The organism is Actinoplanes nipponensis (genome assembly GCF_016862275.1).
GTDB classification, from domain to species: domain Bacteria; phylum Actinomycetota; class Actinomycetes; order Mycobacteriales; family Micromonosporaceae; genus Actinoplanes; species Actinoplanes nipponensis.
This window is the reverse complement of record NZ_BOMQ01000052.1, coordinates 109,084-132,399: the sequence shown is the minus strand read 5'-3', so window position 1 is coordinate 132,399 and position 23,316 is coordinate 109,084. Positions and strand designations below refer to the sequence as shown.

At 73.7% G+C, this 23,316-nt stretch carries 19 protein-coding genes; 7 read left to right on the top strand and 12 right to left on the bottom strand.

Features of this window, described 5'->3' with window-relative positions; translation table 11 throughout:
* Positions 1-19: 19 nt before the first annotated feature.
* The gene (locus Ani05nite_RS21615) at positions 20-730 is read left to right on the top strand and encodes a TIGR03089 family protein (RefSeq protein WP_203770765.1); all 711 of its coding nucleotides are present in this window, start codon (positions 20-22) and stop codon (positions 728-730) included.
* On the opposite strand, the gene Ani05nite_RS41250 is transcribed toward Ani05nite_RS21615, so the two are convergent.
* The 3 genes from Ani05nite_RS41250 to Ani05nite_RS21605 form a co-directional block, all read right to left on the bottom strand.
* Positions 731-955, bottom strand: coding sequence for a carbohydrate-binding protein (locus tag Ani05nite_RS41250; RefSeq protein WP_239130471.1), 225 nt, complete (start codon positions 953-955; stop codon positions 731-733).
* A 1,038-nt stretch (positions 956-1,993) separates the two neighbouring features.
* Positions 1,994-2,212 carry a hypothetical protein gene (locus tag Ani05nite_RS41245; protein WP_239130470.1) on the bottom strand — a complete coding sequence of 73 codons (219 nt, stop codon included), beginning with the start codon at positions 2,210-2,212 and terminating at the stop codon, positions 1,994-1,996.
* A 48-nt stretch (positions 2,213-2,260) separates the two neighbouring features.
* Positions 2,261-3,001, bottom strand: coding sequence for an SDR family oxidoreductase (locus tag Ani05nite_RS21605; RefSeq protein ID WP_203770764.1), 741 nt, complete (start codon positions 2,999-3,001; stop codon positions 2,261-2,263).
* Between the two features lie 115 nt (positions 3,002-3,116).
* Between Ani05nite_RS21605 and Ani05nite_RS21600 the strand changes: the two genes are divergently transcribed.
* Positions 3,117-3,515 carry a DnaJ family domain-containing protein gene (locus Ani05nite_RS21600; RefSeq protein WP_203770763.1) on the top strand — a complete coding sequence of 133 codons (399 nt, stop codon included), beginning with the start codon at positions 3,117-3,119 and terminating at the stop codon, positions 3,513-3,515.
* On the opposite strand, the gene Ani05nite_RS21595 is transcribed toward Ani05nite_RS21600, so the two are convergent.
* The 3 genes from Ani05nite_RS21595 to Ani05nite_RS21585 form a co-directional block, all read right to left on the bottom strand.
* Positions 3,516-4,946 carry a nitroreductase family protein gene (locus Ani05nite_RS21595; protein ID WP_239130469.1) on the bottom strand — a complete coding sequence of 477 codons (1,431 nt, stop codon included), beginning with the start codon at positions 4,944-4,946 and terminating at the stop codon, positions 3,516-3,518.
* A 16-nt stretch (positions 4,947-4,962) separates the two neighbouring features.
* A complete protein-coding gene (locus tag Ani05nite_RS21590) occupies positions 4,963-6,630 on the bottom strand; it encodes a DUF6114 domain-containing protein (protein ID WP_203770762.1) in 1,668 nt (555 codons plus the stop codon).
* Positions 6,631-6,712: 82 nt separating this feature from the next.
* Positions 6,713-7,348, bottom strand: a complete 636-nt coding sequence (locus Ani05nite_RS21585; protein WP_203770761.1) for a DUF6230 family protein — start codon at positions 7,346-7,348, stop codon at positions 6,713-6,715.
* Between the two features lie 436 nt (positions 7,349-7,784).
* On the opposite strand from Ani05nite_RS21585, the gene Ani05nite_RS21580 reads away from it, so the two are divergent.
* From Ani05nite_RS21580 to Ani05nite_RS21565, 4 genes are all read left to right on the top strand, one after another.
* Complete coding sequence (locus Ani05nite_RS21580; protein ID WP_203770760.1) at positions 7,785-9,395, top strand: GAF domain-containing sensor histidine kinase; 1,611 nt, start codon at positions 7,785-7,787, stop codon at positions 9,393-9,395.
* Between the two features lies 1 nt (position 9,396).
* Positions 9,397-11,313 (top strand): ATP-binding protein, encoded by a 1,917-nt coding sequence (locus Ani05nite_RS21575; protein ID WP_239130468.1) that lies wholly within the window; start codon positions 9,397-9,399, stop codon positions 11,311-11,313.
* Positions 11,314-11,421: 108 nt separating this feature from the next.
* Positions 11,422-12,033 (top strand): hypothetical protein, encoded by a 612-nt coding sequence (locus tag Ani05nite_RS21570; RefSeq protein ID WP_203770759.1) that lies wholly within the window; start codon positions 11,422-11,424, stop codon positions 12,031-12,033.
* Positions 12,034-12,165: 132 nt separating this feature from the next.
* Positions 12,166-14,592 carry a glycogen/starch/alpha-glucan phosphorylase gene (locus Ani05nite_RS21565; RefSeq protein WP_203770758.1) on the top strand — a complete coding sequence of 809 codons (2,427 nt, stop codon included), beginning with the start codon at positions 12,166-12,168 and terminating at the stop codon, positions 14,590-14,592.
* A gap of 19 nt (positions 14,593-14,611) precedes the next feature.
* Here the strand turns inward: Ani05nite_RS21565 and Ani05nite_RS21560 are convergent, their stop codons facing one another.
* The 4 genes from Ani05nite_RS21560 to Ani05nite_RS21545 all read right to left on the bottom strand — a co-directional run bounded on the left by Ani05nite_RS21560 (position 14,612) and on the right by Ani05nite_RS21545 (position 19,097).
* The gene (locus tag Ani05nite_RS21560) at positions 14,612-15,685 is read right to left on the bottom strand and encodes a DNA glycosylase AlkZ-like family protein (protein WP_203770756.1); all 1,074 of its coding nucleotides are present in this window, start codon (positions 15,683-15,685) and stop codon (positions 14,612-14,614) included.
* 78 nt (positions 15,686-15,763) lie between these two features.
* Complete coding sequence (locus Ani05nite_RS21555; protein WP_203770754.1) at positions 15,764-16,678, bottom strand: carbohydrate ABC transporter permease; 915 nt, start codon at positions 16,676-16,678, stop codon at positions 15,764-15,766.
* Positions 16,675-17,616: a carbohydrate ABC transporter permease gene (locus Ani05nite_RS21550; RefSeq protein ID WP_203770813.1), complete on the bottom strand. Its 942-nt coding sequence runs from the start codon at positions 17,614-17,616 to the stop codon at positions 16,675-16,677. Before Ani05nite_RS21550 ends, Ani05nite_RS21555 begins: the two co-directional genes overlap by 4 nt.
* 116 nt (positions 17,617-17,732) lie before the next feature.
* A complete protein-coding gene (locus tag Ani05nite_RS21545; protein ID WP_203770753.1) occupies positions 17,733-19,097 on the bottom strand; it encodes an ABC transporter substrate-binding protein in 1,365 nt (454 codons plus the stop codon).
* Between the two features lie 301 nt (positions 19,098-19,398).
* Here Ani05nite_RS21545 and Ani05nite_RS21540 point away from each other — a divergent pair, with 301 nt between their 5' ends.
* A complete protein-coding gene (locus Ani05nite_RS21540) occupies positions 19,399-21,240 on the top strand; it encodes a sensor domain-containing diguanylate cyclase (protein WP_203770752.1) in 1,842 nt (613 codons plus the stop codon).
* Positions 21,241-21,245: 5 nt separating this feature from the next.
* Here the strand turns inward: Ani05nite_RS21540 and Ani05nite_RS21535 are convergent, their stop codons facing one another.
* Both Ani05nite_RS21535 and Ani05nite_RS21530 read right to left on the bottom strand, forming a co-directional pair.
* The gene (locus tag Ani05nite_RS21535) at positions 21,246-21,935 is read right to left on the bottom strand and encodes a response regulator transcription factor (protein ID WP_203770751.1); all 690 of its coding nucleotides are present in this window, start codon (positions 21,933-21,935) and stop codon (positions 21,246-21,248) included.
* A gap of 120 nt (positions 21,936-22,055) precedes the next feature.
* A complete protein-coding gene (locus Ani05nite_RS21530) occupies positions 22,056-23,270 on the bottom strand; it encodes an APC family permease (RefSeq protein ID WP_203770750.1) in 1,215 nt (404 codons plus the stop codon).
* Between the last annotated feature and the right edge of the window lie 46 nt (positions 23,271-23,316).

The following is a 23,316-nucleotide window of genomic DNA, read 5'->3' as shown; positions in this document are numbered from 1 at the left end:
ACTCCGGAGGAACCACCCGATGGGCCCGGACCGTCCGCTGCTGACCTACTACGACGACGCCACCGGCGAGCGCACCGAGCTCAGCGCGCCCGAGCTGGGCAGCTGGTCGGCGCGGGTGGCCGCCCTGCTGCGCGACGGCTGCGGCCTGACCGCCGGTGGCGACGCCGCGGTGCTGCTGCCGCCGCACTGGCAGACCGCGGCGGTCCTGCTCGGGGCGTGGTCGGCGGGGATCGCGGTGTCCTTCCGGCCCTGGTCGACGGCCGGCCTGACCGATCCGCCGGCCCCTGCGCCGGACGCGGTCTTCGTCTCCCGCCGGCGCCTGGACAGCTGGCTGGAGGAGGTGCCGGCCGGTCGGCACCGGTTCGTGCTGGGCCTCGAGCCCGGCCTGCGGCCGCTGGCGGAGGTGCCGGCCGGCTACCGGGACTTCGCCGCCGAGCTGGTCCGGCAGCCGGACACCGCGCCGGCCTACCCGGAGCTGCGGCCGGGCGACGCGGCGAGCCCGGACGGCACGACGTACGCGCAGTGGAGCGAGCTGGCCCACGAGATCGCGGCGTCGCTGGGGTTGCGGGCGGGCGACCGGGTGCTCGTCGACGCCGGCGAGCACGAGCAGCCCCTGCAATGGCTGCTGGCGCCGCTGGTCGCCGGCGCCTCGATCGTGCTGTGCGCCAACCTGGACCGGGACGCCCTCGACCGGCGGATCGCGGCCGAGGGCGTCTCCCGGGTGCTGTGATCAGGACCGGTCAGGCGGTGAACCGCAGGTAGTCCAGGTGAACCCGCCGGTCCCGCAGTACAGCGTCACCAGCTGGTCGCCCGCGGCCAGCTCGACCGGGACGTGCACCGACTGGTACGCCGCCCAGCCCCCGGTGTCCGGCGCCGACGCCCGCGCCAGCACCGTGCCCGCGGCGTCGCGTAGCGAGATCGCGTCGGTGGCCGCCGCGCCGGTGCCGTTGGCCACCCGCAGCTCCAGGCCGTAGCGACCGGCCCGTCGCCGTCCCGGTCGGTGGCCGACAGCGGGACGCGGGTGGTGGCGAACTGATCGGCGACCACCGGGGCCACCGCGCGCAGCACCGGCGCGTGGTTGCGGCGCGAGGGCGGCACGCGGCCGGTCCACCGGTACGTGGCGTACGCGTGCGCCGGCACGACGGCGGTGAACGACTCGCCCGCGAGCACCACCTCGACGGTCCGGTCGGTGGCGGCGTCGTTGCCCAGGACGGCCACGAAGCCGTCCCCGCCATCCCGGAACACCACATTGCTCACGCCGTTGTCGGCCGCGCTCGACGCCACCCGTACGTGCTGCGGGCCGAGGTAGCGGGCGAACTGGCCCAGGGCGTAGAGCTCGTCGCGCACGGTGAACGTACCGGTGGTGGTGTCCACTTTGACCAGACGGTCCGGCCACCTGGTGGTGCGGCCGACCTCCGCCCAGTCGATGGCGTTGTCGCGGGCGGGCGTCCAGTGCAGCGTCCCGCCGTCCTGGTCGGTGGCCTGCGCCCACAGCACGTACGAGGAGGCGTCGAGGCGCAGGTCGCTCAGGACGGTGGCGGGGGAGAGGTCGCTGGTCTCGGTCAGGTGCACCGGCTTGCCGGTCTGCTCGTACGCGTCGCGCATCACCGCCGGGTCACCCCAGTACGGGTGGAACGCGATGGCGTCGGCGGCCGCGCGGACCCGCGGGTCGTCGAGGATCCGGTGGTAGTTCTTGGTAGCGGTGCTGTTCGGGTCCTTCCAGTCCCAGAAGTTGAAGTCGTGCACGTACAGCCGGGTGCGCAGCCGGTGCGCGGCCAGCTCCCGCTTGATCGCCAGGACCAGCCGCTGCTGCTGGGCGATGCCGATGTCCATCGCGGGGTACACCACGTCCATGCCGGGCTCGTTGAGCAGCGTCAGCGCGTCGACGCGGATGCCGTGCCGGGCGTACGCCTGCAGGTACTTGACGTAGTAGCGGGCGAACACGTCGACGGCGTCGTCGCGCAGCCGGCCCACCTGGTAGTACCCGGTGGTGCTACCGGGCTTGAGGGCCCCGGTCCCGCTCGGCGGGGGTGAGCTTCCACAGGTTGGAGACGCTCGTCTCGTCCAGCGAGAAGCCGACGCCGGTGTAGCGCTGCCGCGTCCGGCCCGGGTCGATCACGACGGTGGCGTCGGCGCCGCCGCCCCGGGCGGGTCCGGGGCGGACGGTGGGCAGCGCCTGCCAGGCGTGCTCCGCGCCGGGGGCCGAACACATCCATGACGGCGAATATTGTGCGGAGGCCCGGCCGCGGCGGGAGGGGTGTCAGCTCTGCTGCTGCATCGACCACATCTGCCAGACCGTGGTCCGCACCGAGCGGGGCTGCTCCAGCACCACCCGGACGGCGTGGGCCACGTCCTGCGGGCGCAGGTAGTCGTCCAGCTCGGGGGAGCCCTCGGTGCGGCCGGCGCCGATGGCGAACTCCGTGGCCGTGCCGGCCGGGCAGATCAGCGTCACCCGGGTGCCCTCCGCGCGCAGCTCCCGGTCCAGCGACCCGGCCAGGCCCACCTGGGCGTGCTTGGTGCCCGCGTAGACGGCCTCGTCGGCGCCGCCGCGGAAGCCCGCCACCGAGCTGACGATGATCAGGTCGCCGCCGTCGCCCTGCTCGCGGAACCGGCGTACGGCGGAGCGCACGCTCCAGACCGTGCCCAGGTAGTTGGTCTCGACCATCTCGGTGAGCTGGTCGTCGCCCAGGTCCAGGATGCCGCCGTAGGCGCCGATGCCGGCGTTGGCGACCATGGTGTCGAGCCGGCCCCAGCGCTCGACGGCCGCCGCCACCAGGGCGTCGTTGTGGGCCGGATCGCGGACGTCGCCGACCACCGGCGCCACGTTGTCCTTGCCCAGCTCCTCGACCAGCCCGGCGAGCCGGTCCTCGCGGCGGGCGCTGACCGCGACCCGGGCGCCCGCGCCGACCAGGGCGTGCGCGGTGGCCGCGCCGATACCGGCGCTGGCCCCGGTGATCGCGACGACCGTGCCGTCGAGGGTGCGGGTGGCTGAGTACGGCATGGCTGCCTCCGGGCTGATCACGGGAACGAACCCTCACGCTACGCCCGGTTCCGGCCGTCCGCGCGGTGTCGGCCGGCCTCGCCGGTCCCGCCGCCGCCGGCCTAGACTGAACGCCATGGCGAGCTGGTACGAGTCGCACATCGACCGGAAGATCCGCGAGGCCCAGGAGCAGGGCCAGTTCGACAACCTCCCGGGCGCCGGCAAGCCGCTCAGCGACCACGGCCGGGAGTACGACGAGGACTGGTGGGTCAAGGACTGGCTGCGCCGCGAGGGGGCGGCCGGCGGGGCGCTCCCGCCGACGCTGGCCGTGCGCCGCGAGGCCCAGGACCTGCGCGACACGATCGACCGGCGCACCTCGGAGGCCGACGTGCGGGCCTACGTCGCGGGGCTCAACGAGCAGCTGCGCCGGGCCCGGGCCGGCCTGCTGGACGGGCCGCCGGTGCTGCTGCCCCCGATCGATCCCGAGCAGGCCGTCCGCGGGTGGCGGGAGCGCCGCGCGCGGAGGGCCTCCTGATCAGCGCAGTCGCGGCGTGACCGAGCGGACCGCCACCGGCGCGCCGGGGGCGCCGCCGGCGCGGGAGGCGTAGTCCGGGACGCCCACGCAGGTGAACAGCAGCGTGGCCAGCTCGGCGGGCTCGCCGAGCAGCGCGGGCACCTCGGAGTCCAGGAAGGTCATGCCGGAGGCGCTCGCGCCCAGGGCGTACGCGGCCAGGTGCAGCCGACCCTCGACCAGCCCGGCCTCGAGCTGGGCCGTGCGGTAGCCGCGATCGTCCAGCCCGGACAGGTCGGTGGCCGCGACGGCGACGTAGGCGGCGTCGCCGGCCAGAGCCTGGTCCAGGGCGATGCGCAGCAGCTCGTCGCGCAGGTCGCCCGCGCGCCGCGGGGCGGACAGCCCGGGCCAGCGGTACAGGCCCGGCGCCACGTCGTCGACGCCGTGCACGGCCACCCAGTGCGGCACCCGTACCCCGCGCAGGGCCGCGGTCATCGGCCACTGAAGCAGCGGGCGCGGCAGGGTGCGGGAGCGGTTCATCCGGCGCTGCGAGCCGCGGCGGCGGACCACCTGGTCGAGGGAATCGGCCGGCGGGTGGTCGGGCAACCCCGGCGCCTGCGGCCACGGCTCGCCGAGCACGTCGCGGTCGCCGGCGCGCTGCGCCGCGGTGCACAACGGGAACTCGACCGCGGGCAGCTCGCCGGGCGCGGCCGGGCCGCCCGGGGCGATCGCCGGCTCGCCGCCGCCGAAGCTGAGCAGGGCCAGCGGATACTCGTGCACCCCGTCCGCGCCGACCAGGGCGCCGACCGTGGCATCCGGGAACAGCGACCGTACGCGCGGCGCCAGGCCGGCGCTGTCGGCGGCGGCGGACAGCTGGGCCAGCACGGTGCCGGCGTCCCAGTACAGGTGGCGCCAGCCGCGTTCGGCGTAGCGCCAGCCGGTGCGCCAGGGCACGCCGGTGACGACCAGGGTGGTGGCGGCGCCCGCGGCGGCCGGGCCGACCGTGACGAGGGCGTGCTGCTCGGGGTCGTACCAGTGGACGCCGTCCGGCACGCCGGCGACGCCGCGCGTGCTCGCGTAGATCTCCAGGGGGAAGCGCGCGCCGGCCGAGCCGGCCGCGCGGAACAGGATCCGCCGCCCGGCCCGCTCGGTCGTGCGGACCACCCCGGCGCCGAGGAAGAGGATCCGGCCCAGCTGGGCGGCGTCCAGCGGCAGCGTCGGAGCCGGTACGCCGGCCAGCACCGCGGTCGCGCTCACGCCGGGGTCGTCCAGCTCGCGGGGCAGCGCGAGCCGGTCCGCGCCCGGGTACGCCTTCACCGGCGGCGGCTGCGTCGCCGGGTCGTTGGGCGCCAGGTCGTGGCGCACCCGGGGATCGTCGACGGGCACGTCCCACTCGCGGCCCGGCACGTACGAGGTCAGCCGGTGCAGCAGCCCGGCCCCGCTGTCGAGGTTCACCCGGCCATCCTGCCGGTCACGCCTCGGCGCTGACCTTCAGGGGGTCGCCGGTGAGGGTGTCGCAGCGGACGAAGGCCAGGTTGATCCGCACGTCGGTGAACCAGAGCACCGGCAGCGTCAGCGGCGGCGGCGATTGCGGGGTGAACGTCACCGGGATGACGCCGAACAGCTTGCCCTTGAACTCCGGGGTGTAGAAGCGCACGTGGCCGTCGGTCGTCAGCTTGTTGCTCTCGATCAGCGTGGTGCGGCCGCCGTTCTCCGGCACGGTCAGCGAGAACGGCTTGTTCACCGCCTTGGACATGCTGAACTTCAGCGCGGACAGCGTGCCCTTGGCCGTCTTGAGCTGGACCACGCCGTCGTAGGTGGAGTTGTACATGGTCAGCGAGTCGGTCTCCAGCGTGCTGCCCGTGGCCGACACCAGCGGGAGGTCGTCCGGGCCGGCCTCCTTGAAGACGCGCGGGCCCAGGCAGGGGATGTCCGACAGGCTCGGCGCCGGGGACGGTGACGCCGAGCCCGTCGGGGCGCCCGGGGCGGGGGAGCCGGAACCGGGCCGGCCGGGCTGCGGCGGTGCGGGGGACGCCGAGCCGGAGGGGGTGGCGGACCCGGTCGGGCCGGGCGTGCCGGCGGAGGTGCTCGGGGCCGGTTCGGCCTGCTTCCCGCCGCCGATGCCGAGCAGGTCGCCGACGCCCTTCACGAAGCCGTTCCAGCCGTCGACGATCGGGTTGCCGGTCTTGTCGCCCGGCTCGGAGCCGGCCGGGGCGGACGGGCCGGCCGACGCGGAGGCCGACGGCTTGGCCCCGGGCTTCGGCGCCTTCCTGGCGGCCGTGCGGCTGGGGGCCGGCTCGGCCGAGGACTGCCGGGCGGCCTCCTTCTTCGCGGCCGCGGCCGGGCGCGACGGCAGGCCCTCGGGGCAGGGCGCCTCCGCGCGGGCCGGGCGGTGGCTGCCGGCGATCAGCAGGGCCGCGGTCATCGCCGGGGCCACCAGCGCGATGACGAACGTCCGGCCGGGCCGGCCCCCGGACGGCGGCCGCGGCGGTTCCCCGTCGGACGGTTGCTGGCCGGGGTACGCCGGCGAGGCCGGGAACTGCGGGTCGGGCTGAGCGTGCTGACCGGGCCGGTCGGCGCGGGCCGGCTCGCCCTGGTGGGCCGGGCGCAGCGGGGTGGGCGGGCTCGCCGGGTCGTCCGGGCCGCCGGTGAAACCGGGCACGATCATGGTGGCGCCGGGGTCGTGCGGCTGCTGCTCCGCCGGCGCGGCCTCCCCGCCGGGTCCGGCCGCGTACGGGTCCTCGTCGGCCGGCGCCGGTTCCGCCGCCGCCGGGGCGGGCCGGCGGGGCGCCCACGCGAGCACCAGCGCGCCGCCCAGGATGCCGAGCAGCATGCCCAGGCCGAAGCCGCCGAGGTTCAGCCCGATCAGCGAGTACACCGCGGTGAGCAGCCCGAGGACGCCGTAGAACAGGCGCTGCCCGGGGGTCACCCAGGTGAGCACGCCGGCGAGGACGAGCAGCAGGGGCAGCAGGTAGGAGAGGAATCCCTCCGGGCCCATGTGCACCTCGAGATCGCCCAGGGTCAGGTTGGCGCTGAGGAACAGCTCCAGCCCGGCGATCAGCAGCAGCAGGCCGCCCCAGAACGGCCGGCTTCGCCGCCAGCGGCGGAAGCCGCCGTCCGACGCGTTGGTTGTCGCCACGTGCTCCTCCAGAATGCGTGCTGTTCCCCCCGGCATGGTCGAGGCCCGCGGCCGGTGCGCACCGCGGGCCTCGGGTGCTCCGTCAGAAGCACTCCGCGGGGTTGCCGTCCTTGCCGGGGAGGTTGATCTTCAGGTTGAGCCCGGTCAGCGTGAAGGTGCCGGCCGTGGTGGAGATGGCGGTCTGCCGCAGTCCCGTGATCACGACGTGCTCGGCCTCCTGGCCGAACGAGCCCAGCGGGCCGTGCGCCTGCGGGCCGCCCTGACCCAGCGTCGACGCGTCCTGGCCGATGTTGATGTCGGTGAACTCGGCGTCGCCGCTGAGCTCGGTCATGCCGATCAGCAGGTTGGTCGCCTTGGCCGGGGAGTCCTCGTCGCGGCCGGCGCGGATCGTCAGGCTGATCGGCGAGCCGGGCGCGCGGACCGACTGGCACAGGTTGTAGAGGCTCGCCGAGGCGATGCCGGACATGGCCACCGGGACGTCCTGGTCGCCCTTCTTGGCGGTCTCCAGCTGGCCGCCGTACTGGGCGAAGCCGGTGCCGTCGAGCTTGTCGGCCGAGATCTTGAACGGCTGGCCGGACACCGCGAACGAGGCGGCGAACGCCCCGTTGGCCAGCCCGAAGACCAGGGCACCGGCGGCCGCGGTGGGAACCGCCACCGCTACGGCGAAGCGGCGCCAGTTGGTGCGGCCGTAGGCCGGATCGCCTTGCGCATCCTTCACGGATCCTCCTTGTGGGGAACGGGAACAGCTGCGTCCGCACCGCTCCCGGCGCGCATCGCGGGCGACTCCTGGTCTCCGCCGGTATGCAGCCCCGTCGATGCGTCCGTCTTGACGTGCGGGAAATGTTGCCCCTCCGTGCGGGCCAGGACAAGGGCCCTGGCTACCGGCCAGTAACCCGCCCGAAACGCGGTTGACTACCCAGAGTGATGAGAGTCGCCGCCGAGGCCAACGAGATGCGTCGATTAAGGACACATCGCTCGGGCGACTGGGGTGTGATCGTCACCACACGTACGCACGGCGATCATGTTACGGATCGGTAACAACGTTCAGGAAGCTTCCAGGATCGTGCACCGTGCGTGCGGGCACCCGGGTTCATCTCCTGGCCCGGGCTGCCGAAGTAGCTCACGGGGGGTGTCGCGTGCGAAGGGGACCGGCGGTGAGTCGAGACGAGCGGCAGCGCCTGGCCGCGCTGCACGAGTACCGCGTGCTCGACGCTCCGGCCGGCGACGAGCTGCAGGCCGTGGTCCGGGTCGCCGCGATGGTGGCCGGCGTGCCCACCGCGACGCTCAACCTCATCGACGAGCACCGGCAGTGCCAGCTCACCACCGCGGGCTTCGCCGGCGGCGACTCCGCGCGGGCCGACTCGATGTGCGCCGTCCGGTTCCTCGACGGCGAGTTCGTGTACGTCCGCGACGCCAGCGCCGACCCCACCTACCGGGACAACCCCTGGGTCACCGGCGTGCTGGCCGGCGTCCGCTTCTACGCCTCCGCGCCGCTGGTCACCCCCCAGGGCCACGCCCTGGGCACGCTGTGCGTCTTCGACTCGGCGCCGCGGGACCTCACCGCCGAGCAGATCGCCCGGCTCAAGGACCTGGCCGGGGTGGTCCTCGCGCTGTTCGAGCGCCGCCGGCAGAGCCGGATCAACGCCGAGCTGGCCGCCGAGGCCGAGGCCCGCCAGCGGTTCACCGACACCGTGCTGGACACCATCGACGTCGCGGTCGTCGCCGCCGACCGGTCCGGGCGCCTCACCGTCTTCAACCGCACCGCCCGCGAGTGGCACGGCCTCGACGCCGACCCGTCGATCGAACCCCGCGACTTCGCCGTGCGCTACCGGCTCTTCCGTACCGACGGCGTCACCCCGCTGCCGAGCCGGGAGGTGCCGCTGCTGCGCGCGCTGCACGACGGGGCGGTGCACGACGTCGAAATGATCCTCCGCCCGGAGGGCCGGGACCCGCGGCACGTCGTCGCGGGTGGCCGCGCCCTCACCGCCGCCGACGGCACGCCACTGGGCGCCGTGGTGGCGATGAGCGACGTCACGTCCGACCGCGCGCAGCGGCGCGCGGTGGAGCTGGCCCACGCCGAGCTGCTGCGCTCCAACACCGAGCTGGAGCAGTTCGCCGCCGTGGTCAGCCACGACCTGGCCGCGCCGCTGAGCGTGGTCAGCGGCTACCTCGAACTGCTCGGCGAGCAGGACGCCCCGGCGCTGGACGAGCGGGCCCGCACGTGGATCGGCACCACGCTGCAGGCCGTCGCGCGGATGCAGGCGCTGATCGACGCGCTGCTCACGTACGCCCGCGCGGGCAGCGGCCCGTGCCGGCGCGAGGACGCCGACCTCGGTGAGGTCGTCGACCAGGTGCTGACCGACCTGCACGACCGGATCCGCGCGAGCGGCGCCACCGTCCACCTCGCCCCGCCGCACGCCACACTGGTCTGCGACCCCACCCTGCTGCGCCAGCTGCTGCAGAACCTCATCGGCAACGCGCTCAAGTACCGCGACCCGGCCCGGGCGTGCCGCGTCGAGGTGGCCGCCCACCGGCAGCCCGGGCAGTGGATCGTCACGATCAGCGACAACGGCATCGGCATCCCCGCCGACCAGCGCCGACGGGTCTTCGAGATGTTCGCCCGGGTCGAGCCGGGCGCCCAGGCCGGGCACGGTGTCGGGCTGTCGACCTGCCAGCGGATCGTCGCGCGGCACGGCGGCCGGATCTGGATCGACGACGCGCCCGGCGGCGGCACCGCGGTCTCCTTCTCCCTGCCCGGCGCCTGACGTGCTGTCGGTCCGGGCCCGGGTGGACGCGGGCGTGCTCGCGGTCCTGGTGCTGTTCGTCGGCGTCGTGGTGACCCAGTTCCTGGTGGCCGACCGGCTCCAGGGCCGCCACGAGCAGCGGGTGGCCCGGGTCGAGGCGGCCCGGGACGCCAACAACGCCGTGCTGCAGAACATGACCGACGCCGAGACCGGGGTGCGCGGCTTCCAGCTCACCGGCGACCAGCGGTTCCTGGAGCCCTACGACGCGGGGCGGATCGGCGCGTTCCGGGCGTTCGACGAGGTGGCCGCCCGGACCACCGATCCGGCCGCGCTGCGGTTGCTGACCGCCGAGCGCACCGCCGCGTCGCGCTGGCTCTACGCCTTCGCGTACCCGGTGGTCAACGCCGGCGTCGCCGACCCCGGGTTCACCCAGACGACCCGGGGCAAGCAGCTGTTCGACGAGCTGCGCGCGGCCAACGCCGCGGTCGACACGGCGCTGGTGGCCGACCAGCACCGGGTCGCCGCGGCCGACCGGCGCTCGGCGCGGCTGGCCCAGCTGCTGTTCGCGCTGCTGGCCATCGCGGTCCTGGGGGTGACCCTGCTGCTCGCCACGATCGCGCGCCGCCTGCTGCTGGCCCCGCTGGAGCAGCTCCGGACGACCCTGCAGCGGCTGGCCGCGGGGGAGCTCTCCGCGCGGGTGGTGCCGGCCGGGCCGCGGGAGATGCGCGCGGTCATGGGCACCCTCAACCACCTCGCGGCCGAGACGCAGCGACTGCTGGCCGAGGACGCGGCCCGGGTCGCCCGTACCGAGCTGCGCCAGGCGGTCGTGGTCGCGCTGCGGGAGGAGGCCGATCCCGCCGCGGCCACCCGCCGCGTGGCCGCGCTCCTGGGCGCCGCGCTGGGGGCGGACGCGGTGCACAGCCGGGTCGCCATCGGCGGCGCCGAGGAGGCCGACGTGCGCTGGCCGCGGGACGCGCCGCCGCTGCCGGCGGAGAACGTGCGCGCCGTGCTGGCCGCGCCACCCGGAACGGTGCTGGACGTGCCGGACGTGCCCGGGGGTGTGGCGGTGCCGATCGGCGGCGATGCCGACTGCCCGCCGGGGCTCGTCCAGGTCGTCCGCCGGGACCCGCCGGACTGGACCGCCGACGAGCGCCGGCTGCTCGCCACCGTGGCCCGCGAGATCGACCACACCGTCCGCCAGCAGCACCTGCACCACCGCCAGGTCCGGCTGATCACCGAACTGCGGGGTCTCGACGAGCGCAAGGACGCCTTCGTGGCCACCGTGACCCACGAGCTGCGGACCCCGCTGACCAGCATCCTGGGCTACACCGAGATGCTCGCCGACGGCGACGGCGGCGAGCTGTCCCCGACCCAGCGGCGCGGCGTCACCGCGATCCTGCGCAACGCGCACCGGCTGCACGAGACGATCGCCGACCTGCTGGTGCTGAACCGGGCGAACGACGCGGTCGGCGCGACCGCGACGCGGGTGGACCTGGCCGCGGTGACCGCCGCGCTGCACGCCGAGTTCGAGCCGGTCGCGCGCGGCCGGGGGCTCACCCTGACCGGCCGGGCGGACCAGGTCTTCGTCGACGGCGACGCCCGGCAGCTCGACCGGGCCCTGCGCAACCTGCTGGGCAACGCCGTGAAGTTCACCGAGGCCGGCGGGGCGATCACCTACCGGCTGCGCGGGACCGGCGGCACGGCGGTGCTGACCGTGACCGACACCGGCATCGGCATCCCGGAGGCCGACCTGGCCGGGCTGTTCACGCCGTTCCACCGGGCGGCCAACGCGATGGACCAGGCGGTGCAGGGTACCGGCCTGGGCCTGGCCATCGTGCGCGCCATCCTGGCCGAGCACGGCGGCACGGTCACCGTCGAGTCGCGGCTCGGCGCGGGCAGCACCTTCACGGTCACGCTGCCGGTCGCCGGTCGGCCCTGACCCGCCGGCGGGAGGGCGCCCGCAACCGGCCCGCAACCGGCCCGCGCCCCTGTTCGCACCCCGCCGCGCCGACGATGACATCACGCCCCCGAACAAGGAGATCTCCCGATGCGTCTGCGTCGTACCGTTGTCGCCGCCCTCATGACCGCCGGGATCGTCGTTCCCGCCGTCTCCACCGCCGCGGTCGCCTACGCCCAGCCGGCCGCCAAGCCGGGCACCGTCCAGAAGGCCACCCCGAAGCCGGCCAAGACCAAGAAGGCGGTCCGGACGCCGTTCGCCGCGACCGGCAAGGTCACCGCCGTGGACCCCGCCGCCGGCACCGTGACGCTGCTCGCCACGGGCGGCACCAAGGACGTCCGCAGGCAGACGGTCACCGTCACCGTGCCGGGCGCCGTGCGCCTCCGGGTCAACGGCAAGCGGGCCACCCTGCAGGCCGTCACCGTCGGCGCGCGGATCACCGTCACCGGCACCCGCAGCGCGGGCGTCTACACGGCCAAGGGCGTCGAGGTCTCGCAGAAGCGCCCCGCGGTCACGCCCAGCCCGGCCCCCAGCGTCGAGCCCACCCCCACGCCGTCCGTCGAGCCCACCCCGTCGGTCGAGCCCACGCCGAGCAGCAGCACCGAGCCGGCCGAGGACCCCAGCGACGACCCCAGCGACGAGCCCACCGCCGAGCCCACCGCCGAGCCCACCGCCGAGCCCACGGTGAACCCGGAGGTCTGATCCGCCCGCCGATTGTCGGCTAAAGCCGTGAATCGCCCCGTTCCGCACCGCGGAGCGGGGCGTTTCCGCCGATCGGAGATACTCCCCGTGAGACCGTCGAGGGACGGACCACCGTCGGGAGGGACCACAGCCGTGACCTACGTGACGTCGCACGCCGGCGACACGCCCGGCGACTTCGGGCGGGACGTGCTCAGCAACCTGTACTACCAGCGGGGCACGACCCTGGAGTCGGCGAGCGCCCAGGACACCTACCAGTCGGTGGCGCTGACCGTCCGTAACCGGCTGGTCGACCGCTACATCAGGACGGCCGCCGCGCACTACCGGGCCAACCCCCGCTTCATCTACTACCTGTCGGCCGAGTACATGCTCGGCAAGCAGCTCGACCAGAACCTGCTCTACTCCGGCACCGAGGAGTGCGCCCGCCGCGCCCTGGAGGGCCTCGGGCTGTCGCCGTCCGAGCTGGCGGCCCTCGACGTCGAGCCCGGGCTGGGCAACGGCGGCCTCGGCCGGCTGGCCGCCTGCCTGCTCGACGCCATGGCCACCCAGGACATCCCGGCGGTCGGCTACGGCATCCGCTACGACTTCGGCATCTTCAAGCAGGACTTCCGCGACGGCGGCCAGGTCGAGCGCCCCGACAACTGGACCTTCTACGGCAATCCGTGGGAGTTCCACGCCTCCGACGACCAGCAGACGGTCGGTTTCTACGGCCACACCGAGCCGCTGGACGGCCTGCGCAAGAGCTGGGTGCCGGGCGAGGTCGTGCTGGGCGAGCCCAGCCACATGCTGGTCCCCGGGTACGGCACCACCACGGTCAACATCATCCGGCTGTGGCGCGCCCGGGCCGCTCGCGAGTCCTTCGACCTGTCCCGCTTCGGTGCCGGCCAGTACGGCGAGGCGGTCGAGGAGATCGTCCGCTCCGAGAACATCAGCAAGGTGCTCTACCCGGACGACAGCACCGAGCTCGGCCGCGAGCTGCGCCTCAAGCAGCAGCACTTCCTGGTCACCTGCGCGCTGCGCGACATCGTGCGGCGCTTCCGGCTGCGCAACAGCGACTGGGACGACTTCGCCGGCAAGGTGATGATCCAGCTCAACGACACGCACCCGGTGATGGCCATCGCCGAGCTGATGCGGATGCTGGTCGACGAGGAGGGCCTGGAGTGGGACCGGGCCTGGTCGATCACCCGGCGGACGTTCGCGTACACCTGTCACACCCTGCTGCCGGAGGCGCTGGAGACCTGGCCGGTGGCGCTGGTGCAGCGGCTGCTGCCCCGGCACATGGAGATCATCTTCCTGATCAACCACCTGTTCCTGCAGGAGGTCGCCGCCCGCTACCCGGGCGACGAGGGCAAGCTGCGCGAGCTGTCCATCATCGGTGAGGGCGACGAGCAGCGGGTCCGGATGGCGCACCTCGCGGTGGTCGGCAGCTCGGCGGTCAACGGCGTCGCCGAGCTGCACTCCCGGCTGCTGGCCGCGACGACCCTGCACGGCTTCGCCGAGCTGTGGCCGGGCCGCTTCCACAACGTCACCAACGGCATCTCGCCGCGGCGCTTCATGCGGCTGGCCAACCCCCGGCTGTCCGAGCTGATCACCGAGCGGATCGGCGACGAGCGCTGGCTGACCGACCTGGACCGGCTCACCGAGCTGGAACCCGCCGCCGACGACCCGGCCTTCCGCGAACGGTGGCGCGAGGTCAAGCGGCTCAACCGGGTCGACCTGGCCCACCACGCGCTGGCCGCGACGGGGGTGGCGCTCGACCCGGACGCCCTCTGCGACGTGATGATCAAACGGTTCCACGAGTACAAGCGCCAGCTGATGCGGGTGCTGCACGTCGTCGCGCTGCACCGGCGCATCCACCGGGGCGAGGTGGCCGACGTGGTGCCGCGCACGATCGTCCTCGCCGGCAAGGCGGCGCCGGGCTACTACGCGGCCAAACGGATCATGCGGCTCGCGAACATGGTCGCCGGCCTGGTCAACAACGACCCGGTCGTCTCGCCGTACCTGAGAGTGGTCTTCCTGCCCGACTACAACGTCTCCCGGGCGCAGCTGATCATCCCGGCCGCGGACCTGTCCGAGCAGATCTCGCTGGCCGGCAAGGAGGCCTCCGGCACCAGCAACATGAAGCTGGCGCTCAACGGCGCGCTCACCATCGGCACCCTGGACGGCGCCAACGTGGAGATCCGCGACCGGGTCGGGGCGGCCGAGTTCTTCCTCTTCGGCCTGGACACCACCGGGGTGGCGGCGCTCAAGGACCGCGGCTACGTGCCGTGGGAGTACTACGACCGCGACCCGGAGCTGCGCGAGGTGCTGGACGTCGTGGCCGGCTTCGACAAGGAGATCGTCGACGACCTGCTGCACCGCGACGAGTACCTGACGCTGGCCGACTACCGGGCGTACGTGGACTGCCAGGACGCGGTCTCCCGGGCCTGGCAGGAGCGCGACCTGTGGACCCGGGCGTCGATCCTGAACACGGCCCGCAGCGGCTTCTTCTCGGCCGACCGCACCGTGCGCGACTACTGCCGGGACATCTGGCACATCTCGCCCCTGCGGATCGACGGCTGAGCCCACCCGCGGCGGACGGTCACGGCGGCAGCACGAGGTCGAGGCCGAGCCAGGCGGCCAGCTCGGTCACCTCGTGCCGCACCGCGGCCGTCATCGCCCGGGTGAACGGGACGTCCTCGTGGACGGCGTGCACCCGGAACACCCCGGCCCGGCGGTCGGCCGCGGCGTCGAGCTTGCCCACCAGCCGGTCGCCGTGCAGGATCGGCAGCGCCCAGTAGCCCCAGCGGCGCCGGGCGGCCGGCTTGAACATCTCCAGCTGGTAGTCGTACTCGAACAGCTCGGTCATCCGGCGGCGGTCGAAGACCAGGCGGTCGAGCGGGGACAGCAGCGCGGTGCGGCCGGTGAACGGCCGGTCCAGCTGCGCGGGATCGACCCGCCAGCGGCCCCTGAGGCCCTCCACCGTGGCCGGCTCCCCGGGCGTCGCCGGCGGGCGGACGCGGGCGAGGCCCAGGGCGCTCAGCCGGCGCTCGTCGCGGATGCGCATCGCCTCCTCGTACGGCACCACCTCGTCGGGGTAGACGCGGTCGGCCAGGTCCCACAGGCGGTCGGGGCCGCGCCGGCCGGCCGCCGCCACCTCGCCCCGCTGGACCAGGAAGCCGATCATGCGGGCGACGTTGCGGTTGTCGTTCCAGCCCGACGAGCGCCACGGGATCTCGCAGGTGTCCGGCAGCTCGCGGCTGGTCAGCGGGCCGTCCGCGCGCAACCGGTGCAGGATGTCGAGCCGGCAGCCGCGGTTGGCGTCCACCCACTCCCGCACGTCCTCCTGCCATTCCCGCAGCGGCGGGCGCCCGGGCCACTCGGCCATCTCCGCCCGGTGCAGCGCGATGTCCTCCGGCGGCAGGATCATGCCGTGCAGCTCCAGCAGGGTCTGCTCGGCGAGGGCGTCGCGCAGCTGCCGCGGCGCCCACGACGAGCCCAGCCGGCTCCACAGCACCAGCTCGGCGCTGGGCGCGACGGCGGTGGCCGGGTCGTTCTGCAGCTGGGTCAGCCGGCGCACCACGTCGACCATCCCGCCCGGGGCGCGGGCGTCCAGCAGCTGGGCCCGTACGGCCAGCCGGCGGGCGTCGGCGCGCGACAGCCTGTGCACGGTCATCGCCCGACCATAGGTGCCGGGTACGACAGGGGCCCGGTACCGCCGCAGCGGTACCGGGCCCTCGCCGAGCCGGGCGGGTCAGCCCTTGACGCTGCCCGCGAGCAGGCCGCGGACGAAGTACCGCTGGAGCAGCAGGAAGATCGTCACCGGGACCAGGATCGACACGAAGGCGCCCGCGGAGAGCAGGTGCCAGGCCGTGCCCCGGGTGCCGCTGAGGTTGGCCAGCGCCACGGTGATCGGGGCGACGGCGCCGCCGCCGCCCGCGAAGGTCAGCGCGACCAGCAGGTCGTTCCACACCCAGAGGAACTGGAAGATGCCGAACGCGGCCAGGGCCGGCCGCAGCAGCGGCAACAGCACCCGGAAGAAGATCGACACGTGTCCGGCCCCGTCCACCCGGGCCGCCTCGAGCAGGGTGGCCGGGATCTCCCGCATGAAGTTGTGCAGCAGGTAGATGGCCAGCGGCAGCCCGAAGATCGAGTGCGAGATCCAGATGGTCCAGAACGTGTTGGCCAGCCCCGCGTCCACGTAGAGCGTGAGCAGCGGGATCAGGGTCACCTGCAGCGGCACGATCTGCAGGGCGAAGATGGCCAGGAACAGGACGTTGCGGCCGGGGAACTTGATCCAGGCGAACGCGTACGCCGCCAGGCAGGCCAGGCTCATCGGGATGATCACCGAGGGGATGGTGATCACCAGCGAGTTCACGAAGAACGAGCCCAGACCGGCGCCGTTCTCCGAGTCCAGCACCGTCTTGTAGTTGTCCAGCGTCACCGTCGGGTCGGTGAAGAACGTCCACCAGCCCGTCGTCTTGATCGCCCGTTCGGGGCGGAACGACGACACCAGCAATCCGAACGTCGGCAGCGTCCAGAGCACCGCGATGACGATCGCCGCGAGCGAGGCCCAGGGCGAGGTCAGCTTCTTCTTGGCGACCGCGGCCGCCGACGGCTGGTCGGCCACCAGCGCGGGTGTGGTGGTCACCGGGGTCACGGTCGTCATAGCGCCTCCGAACTGCGGATCTGCCGGATGTTGTAGGCGACGATCGGGATGACCAGCACGAACAGCAGCACCGCGAGCGCGGAGCCGAGGCCCTGGTTGTCGCTGCGGAAGCTCTGGCTGTAGAACTCGTTGGCGATGACGCTGGTGTTGAACTGACCGCCGGTCATGGTGCGCACGATGTCGAAGACCTTCAGCGTGCCGATGCCGATGGTGGTCAGCACGACCACCACCGCCGGGCGGATGGCCGGCAGGGTCACGAAGCGGAACATGCCCCACGGCGTGACGCCGTCGAGCCGCGCGGCCTCGATGATGTCGTCCGGGATGGCCTTGATCGCCGCGGACAGCACGGTCATCGCGAAGCCGGCCTGGATCCAGATCATGACCACGATTAGCAGGAAGGTGTTCAGCGGCGAGTCCACCAGCCACTGCTGCGGGCTGCCGCCGAGCCAGACCAGCACCTGGTTGAGCAGGCCGATCTGCTTGACGTTGCCCTGGTCCGGGCGGAACTCGTAGACGAACTTCCAGATGATCGACGCACCCACGAACGAGATCGCCATGGGCAGGAAGATCAGCGCCTTGGCGAACGACTCCATCTTGGCCTTGTCCACCAGGATGGCGTAGAGCAGGCCGACCGCGGTGGCCACGAACGGCGTCACCACGACCCAGAAGACGGTGTTGCGCAGCACGGTCAGCTGATCGGTGTCGGTGAAGATCGTCTTGTAGTTGTCGAGGCCGATGAAGGCGCTACCCGCCGCGTCGAAGAACGACTGGTAGATGGTGCGCATACCGGGGTAGACCAACCCGACGAGCAGCATGATGAGCGTCGGGGCGAGATAGGAATAGGCGACGATTTTGTCACCGCGGCGGCCGCCGAAGCGCCCCGCGATGAACAGGATGATGCCCACGACCGCGGCGAAGAGAAGGATCGCAGCGAACATCTGCGTGAACTTCTCGGCGGTCGTCTCGGCGGTGTCGAACACGCGACCCGTACCTCCTCGGAGAGCGGTGGGGCCGGTCGCCATGCGGCGACCGGCCCCGAAGGTGAAGATTCAGATCACTTGGGCCAAGCCTTCTCGATGTTGTCCACCGTCGTCTTGGTGTCCTGTCCGGTGATCCAGCTCGTCGCCTGCTTCCAGTAGGCGTTGGAGCCCACGGCGGCCGGCATCTGGTCCGAGCCGTCGAAGCGGAAGACCGTGTTCGGGTCGAGCAGGATCGTCGCGGCCAGCTTGTCGATCGGGTTGCTCAGGTTGTTCGGGTCGAGCTTCTTGTTGGCGCTGACCCAGCCCTGCGAGCCCTTGGCCTTGATGTTCGCCCAGGTGTCGGTCGACAGGTACGTCTGGAAGGCCTTGACCTCCGGACGGTCCGCGAACGCCACGTTGAACTCGCCGCCGCCGAGCACCGGCTTCTCCGTGGCGGTCTTGCCCGGCAGGTAGAACGCGAAGACGTCGCCGTCCTCGGCCACCTTCGCGTCCTTCGGGAAGTTCGCCGCGTAGAAGCTGGCCTGGCGGTGCAGCGAGCAGGTGCCGTCCAGGATCGGCAGGCCGCCGTCCTGGAAGGTGGTCGTGGCGATGCTCTTGACGTCGCCCAGGCCGCCGTTGACGTACGCCGGGTTCTTCAGGTACGCGCCGACCGCGTCCAGCGCCGCCGTGGACTCGGGGCCGTTGAACGGGATCTCGTGGTTGACCCACTTGTCGAACGTCTCCGGGCCGGACAGCCGGAGCATCATGTCCTCGTGCCAGTCGGTGAGCGGCCAGCCGGTCGCCTCACCGCTGCTGATGCCCGCGCACCACGGCTTCTTCTTGTCCGCGACCATCTTGTCGGTCAGCGTCTTGAGCTCGTCGAGCGTCGTGGGCACCTTGTAGCCGGCGTCCTTGAACTCGCTCGGCGAGTACCACACCAGCGACTTGACGCTGGCGCCGGAGGGCGCGCCGTAGAACTTGCCGTCGACGGTCGCGTACTCCTTCCAGTTCTTGTCCCAGAACTTGTCGACGTTGGCCGCGACCTCGGCCGGCGCCTCGACGGCCTTGCCGGTCGCCACGAGCTGCTTGAGCAGGCCGGGCTGCGGCACGATGGCCAGGTCCGGCGGGTTGCCCGCCTTGGCGCGCACGAGGATCTGGGTCTCGAAGGACTTGTCACCCTCGTACTTGATGGTCACGCCCGTGCACTGCTCGAACGGCTTGTACGACTCCTTGTAAGCCGTGTCCTCGGGCGTCACGATGCCCGTGTAGACGGAGACCGTCTTGCCCTTCAGGTCTCCGAACGAGCTGAACTGGGCGCAGTCGATGGACTGCGCAGCCGTGTTGGAATCGTCGTCCGAGTCGTCACTGCCGCCGCAAGCGGCCAGACCGAACACCAGGCCGACGCCCAGCGTACCGGCGAGCGCGCTCCGAAAGCGCGGGCTTCTGGTTGGACCGAACATGCGTCTCCCTATCTCACATCACGCCGGGGCGTGACATCACCGTCACCGTCTCCGGTTCCCCCGCAAGCCAGTCAAGAGGGGGACGGGCGCTTTCGCAATGTTTCCGCTTGATCAACCGAGTAACGATTCGGCACCGGGCCTGGGGAGACCTTAAACGGTTAAGAAAGCTAACCGTAAAACCGCGGATATCCGGCGCACCGGAGAGTCCACCGGCGCGCACCCCGCCGGCTACCCCCGACCGGTGTAGTGGGAAGGCACAGCGCGGCCGTGGCCGTGCCCGAACGCCCGCAGGAGGACCGTGATGCCGCCCGCCAGGTCCACCACGCTGCCCCGCGCGGCCGCGACCGATCCGGTGCTGCTCGCCCTGGCCGGCACGGTGCTGGCCGCGGTCGGCTGGCTGCTGGCCGGGCCCGGCGGCGTCGAGACGCACGTGCTGGTCCGCGCCTGGCTCGGGCCGCCGCTCAACCTCGTGCTGGTGGCCGGGGCCCTGCGGCTGGCGAACCGGCCGGGACGCGCCGCCGCCGACCGCCGCTTCTGGCGCGCGCTGGCCGGCACCGGCGTCCTCCTGCTGATCGGCCAGCTCGGCCGGCTCGCCACCGCGCTGCGCCACCCGGACGCCGCCGCCGTGGCCACCGGCCGCTTCCAGACGGTGTTCGTGCTCGCCGGGGTCGCCGTGCTGGCGGCCGCCGTCGTCACCCACCCGCGGCCGCCCGCACCCGGCCGGGCCCGGGTGCGCTACCTGCTGGACACCACGGCCGTGGTCACCGCCGCGGTCGTGGCCATCTGGTTCATGACCGACCGCTCGGCGGCGTACGGCGCCGGCGCCGGCGCCGCCCTGGCCGCGGTCGTCATCGGCGCCGCGCTCACCTTCGCCGTCACCCGGCTCATCGCGGGCGGGCACAGCCCGATCTCCTCGGTGGCGGCCGCCCCGATCGTCGCGGCCGCGGTGCTGCAGTGCCTGCAGGGAGCGGTGCTGCCGGCGGCCACCTCGTGGCGGATCCCGCTCGCCCTGCAGGTGGCCGCCGTCGCGCTGATCAGCGCCGGTCCGCGGTTGCAGGAGCTCGGCGAGCGGGTGACCGCGAGCCGGCCGCCGCGCCGGCCGCGCTCCTACAGCGTGCTGCCGTACGCCATGCTCGGGCTCGTCTTCGCCCTCCTGCCGGCCGTGCTGCCGGCCGGCCTGAGCCGCACCGCGCTGGTCGCCCTCGGCGGCCTGCTCGTGATCACCGCGATCGTGGTCAGCCGGCAGCTCATCACCTTCGCCGAGAACGAGTCGCTGGTCCGGCGGTCCGAGGCCGGCCTGCGCACGCTGCGCCGGCAGGAGGAACGGGTCCGGCTGCTGCTGGAGTACTCGACCGACATCACCTCGCTGATCGACCACACCGGCGCCATGACCTACCTGACCCCGGCCACCCGGATGCTCGGCTACGAGCCCGGCGAGCTGCTCGGCGTGCGGGTGCTCACCCTGATCCACCCCGACGACCTGCCGGCGATCCTGCCCGACCTGCAGCGGCTGATGGCCGCCCCCGGGTCCACCTACACCTACCAGGCCCGCTACCGGCACGGCGCCGGCGGCTGGCGCTGGCTGGAGGTGACCAGCCGCAACCTGACCCACGAGCCCAGCGTCGGCGCGGTGGTCAGCAACGCCCGCGACGTGACCGACTCCCGCGAGCTGCAGGACCGGCTCCGGCACGAGGCCACCCACGACGCGCTCACCGGCCTGGCGAACCGGGTGCTGTTCGGCCGGCGGCTGGCCGCCGCGCTGGCCGGGGGCGTCGCGCTGCTGCACATCGACCTCGACGGGTTCAAACCGATCAACGACACGTACGGCCACCACGCCGGCGACGCGGTGCTGGTCCGGGTGGCCGAGCGGCTGTCCGCGGCCCTGCCGGCCGGGGCGGTGGCGGCCCGGCTCGGCGGCGACGAGTTCGCGGCCCTGCTGCCCGGCGCCGACGCGGCCGCCGCCGCCCGGGTGGCCGAGGAGTTCCGGGCCGCGCTGGCCGAGCCGGTCGAGGTGGACGGCCACCGCCTCACCATCGGCGCCAGCATCGGCGCGGTGACCGGCGCCGGGACCGACCCGGAAGCCCTGCTGCGCCGCGCCGACGAGGCCATGTACCGCAGCAAGCACGCCGCCGCCCGGCGCTGACCAGCTCAGGGCAGGGCGGCGCGCAACGCGTACCCGAAGCCCGGGTGGGTCACGATCAGCGGCGGGCCGAGCCGCTCCAGCTCCCGGCGCAGCGACCCGACCAGGCGGTCGACGGCCTCCGGGCCGCCGTCCGGGTCGTCCGCGCCGACCTCGGCCAGGATCCGCCGGTGCGAGAGCACCCGGCCCGGGTCGCGCAGCAACTGGCGCAGCAGCTCCCGCTCGCGCGGCGGCAGCGCCACCGGCTCGCCGGCCCGCTGCACCTCCCCGGTCTCCTGGTCGAGCTCGACGTCGGCGTAGCGCAGCACCCGGTTGCCGGGCGCGTCGGCCAGCCGCCGCAGCACGGCGTGCACGCGGGCCAGCAGCACCTCGACGTCGAACGGCTTGGTGATCCAGTCCTCGCCGCCGTAGGCCAGCTCGGCGACCAGGTCGTCGCGGGTGTCCCGGGCGGACAGGAAGACCACCCCGGTGTCGTCGCCCTCGGCGCCCAGGCGCCGGCGCACGTCCATGCCGTCGCCGTCGGGCAGCGACACGTCCAGCAGGACCAGGTCCGGCCGCTGCTCGGCGGCCTTGGCCACGGCCTGCGCCGCGGTGCCGGCGGTGTCCACCGCGAAGCCGTGCCCGGTCAGGACCGTCGCCAGCAGGTCCACGATGGTCGGCTGGTCGTCGACGACCAGGATCCGTGCGTTTCCCGTCATGTCGGCCCCCATGAGACACAGCGTGAGCACCCGCGGCCACCCCACGACAGTCCTCCGCCGCGGGACGCGGAGGAAAGACCTGCCCACATGGCAGGACCGCGAGCGGCGACCGGAACCGCCCTACCGCCGCGCCGCGCGCCGCCGCAGCCACCACGCGGCGACGCCGAGCGCGAAGACCGCCAGCCCGGAGACGACCGAGGGCAGCGGCAGGGTCGCGGCCAGCAGCAGGCAGCCGGCCAGCCCGACCACCGGGACCGCCCGCCACGGCGCGCCCTCGTCGCGGCGCAGGGTCAGGGCCGAGGCGTTGGCGATCGCGTAGTACCCGAGCACGCCGAACGACGAGAAGCCGATCGCGCCCCGCAGGTCCACCAGCAGCACCAGCACGGCCACCGCGACGCCGACGGCGGCCTCCGCCCGGTGCGGCACCCGGGTCCGGGCGCTGACGGCGTCCAGCACCCCGGGCAGGTTGCGGTCGCGGGCCATCGCGAACGTCGTCCGCGAGACGCCCAGGATCAGCGCCAGCAGCGACCCGAGCGCCGCCACCGCGGCGCCCGCCCGCACGACCGGGGCCAGCCACGGCGGGCCCACCTCGGCCAGCGGCGCCGTGGTGGCGGCGAGCCGGGCCGGGCCCAGGGTGCCGAGCAGGGTGAGCGCCACCGCGGCGTACAGGACCAGGGTGGCGGTCAGGGCGATCGGGACGGCGCGGGGGATGGTGCGGGCCGGGTCGCGGACCTCCTCGCCCAGGGTGGCGATGCGGGCGTACCCGGCGAAGGCGAAGAACAGCAGGCCGGCGCCCTGCAGCACGCCCCACGGCGACACCCGCGGGCCGCTGCCCAGGTGGGCCAGGCCGGCGGTGGAGCCCGCGGCGACCACCGCGAGCAGCACGACGATCACCGCGGCGACCAGGATCCGGGCGGCCAGCGCCGACTTCTGCACCCCGGCCAGGTTCAGCCCGGTCAGCGCGGCGACGGCCAGGACGGCGAGCAGCCGCTCATGGCCCGGGGCGACGTACGCGCCGAAGGTCAGGGCCATCGCCGCGCACGAGGCGGTCTTGCCGATGACGAAGCCCCAGCCGGCCAGGAAGCCCCACAGGTCGCCGAGCCGCTCGCGCCCGTACACGTAGGTGCCGCCGGACGAGGGGTAGACCGCCGCGAGCCGGGCCGAGGACACCGCGTTGCAGTACGCGACCAGCGCCGCCACCGCCAGCGCGACCAGCAGCCAGCCCCCGGCGACCGCCGCGGCCGGCGCGAAGGCGGCGAACACCCCGGCGCCGATCATCGCGCTCAGCCCGACCACCACCGCGTCGGTGACGCCCAGCCGCCGGGTCAGCTCCATCTGCTCGTCCTCCGAGGATCCACGGTCCGCATTCCACCCCGCGGAG

Coding starts and splice junctions, on each gene's coding strand:
- Ani05nite_RS21570 (WP_203770759.1), top strand. CDS start 11,422: ATGCGTCTGCGTCGTACCGTTGTCGCCGCCCTCATGACCGCCGGGATC.
- Ani05nite_RS21530 (WP_203770750.1), bottom strand. CDS start 23,270: ATGGAGCTGACCCGGCGGCTGGGCGTCACCGACGCGGTGGTGGTCGGG.
- Ani05nite_RS21605 (WP_203770764.1), bottom strand. CDS start 3,001: ATGCCGTACTCAGCCACCCGCACCCTCGACGGCACGGTCGTCGCGATC.
- Ani05nite_RS21555 (WP_203770754.1), bottom strand. CDS start 16,678: ATGACGACCGTGACCCCGGTGACCACCACACCCGCGCTGGTGGCCGAC.
- Ani05nite_RS21545 (WP_203770753.1), bottom strand. CDS start 19,097: ATGTTCGGTCCAACCAGAAGCCCGCGCTTTCGGAGCGCGCTCGCCGGT.
- Ani05nite_RS21535 (WP_203770751.1), bottom strand. CDS start 21,935: ATGACGGGAAACGCACGGATCCTGGTCGTCGACGACCAGCCGACCATC.
- Ani05nite_RS21560 (WP_203770756.1), bottom strand. CDS start 15,685: ATGACCGTGCACAGGCTGTCGCGCGCCGACGCCCGCCGGCTGGCCGTA.
- Ani05nite_RS41245 (WP_239130470.1), bottom strand. CDS start 2,212: ATGTGTTCGGCCCCCGGCGCGGAGCACGCCTGGCAGGCGCTGCCCACC.
- Ani05nite_RS21540 (WP_203770752.1), top strand. CDS start 19,399: ATGCCGCCCGCCAGGTCCACCACGCTGCCCCGCGCGGCCGCGACCGAT.
- Ani05nite_RS21550 (WP_203770813.1), bottom strand. CDS start 17,616: ATGTTCGCTGCGATCCTTCTCTTCGCCGCGGTCGTGGGCATCATCCTG.
- Ani05nite_RS21615 (WP_203770765.1), top strand. CDS start 20: ATGGGCCCGGACCGTCCGCTGCTGACCTACTACGACGACGCCACCGGC.
- Ani05nite_RS21600 (WP_203770763.1), top strand. CDS start 3,117: ATGGCGAGCTGGTACGAGTCGCACATCGACCGGAAGATCCGCGAGGCC.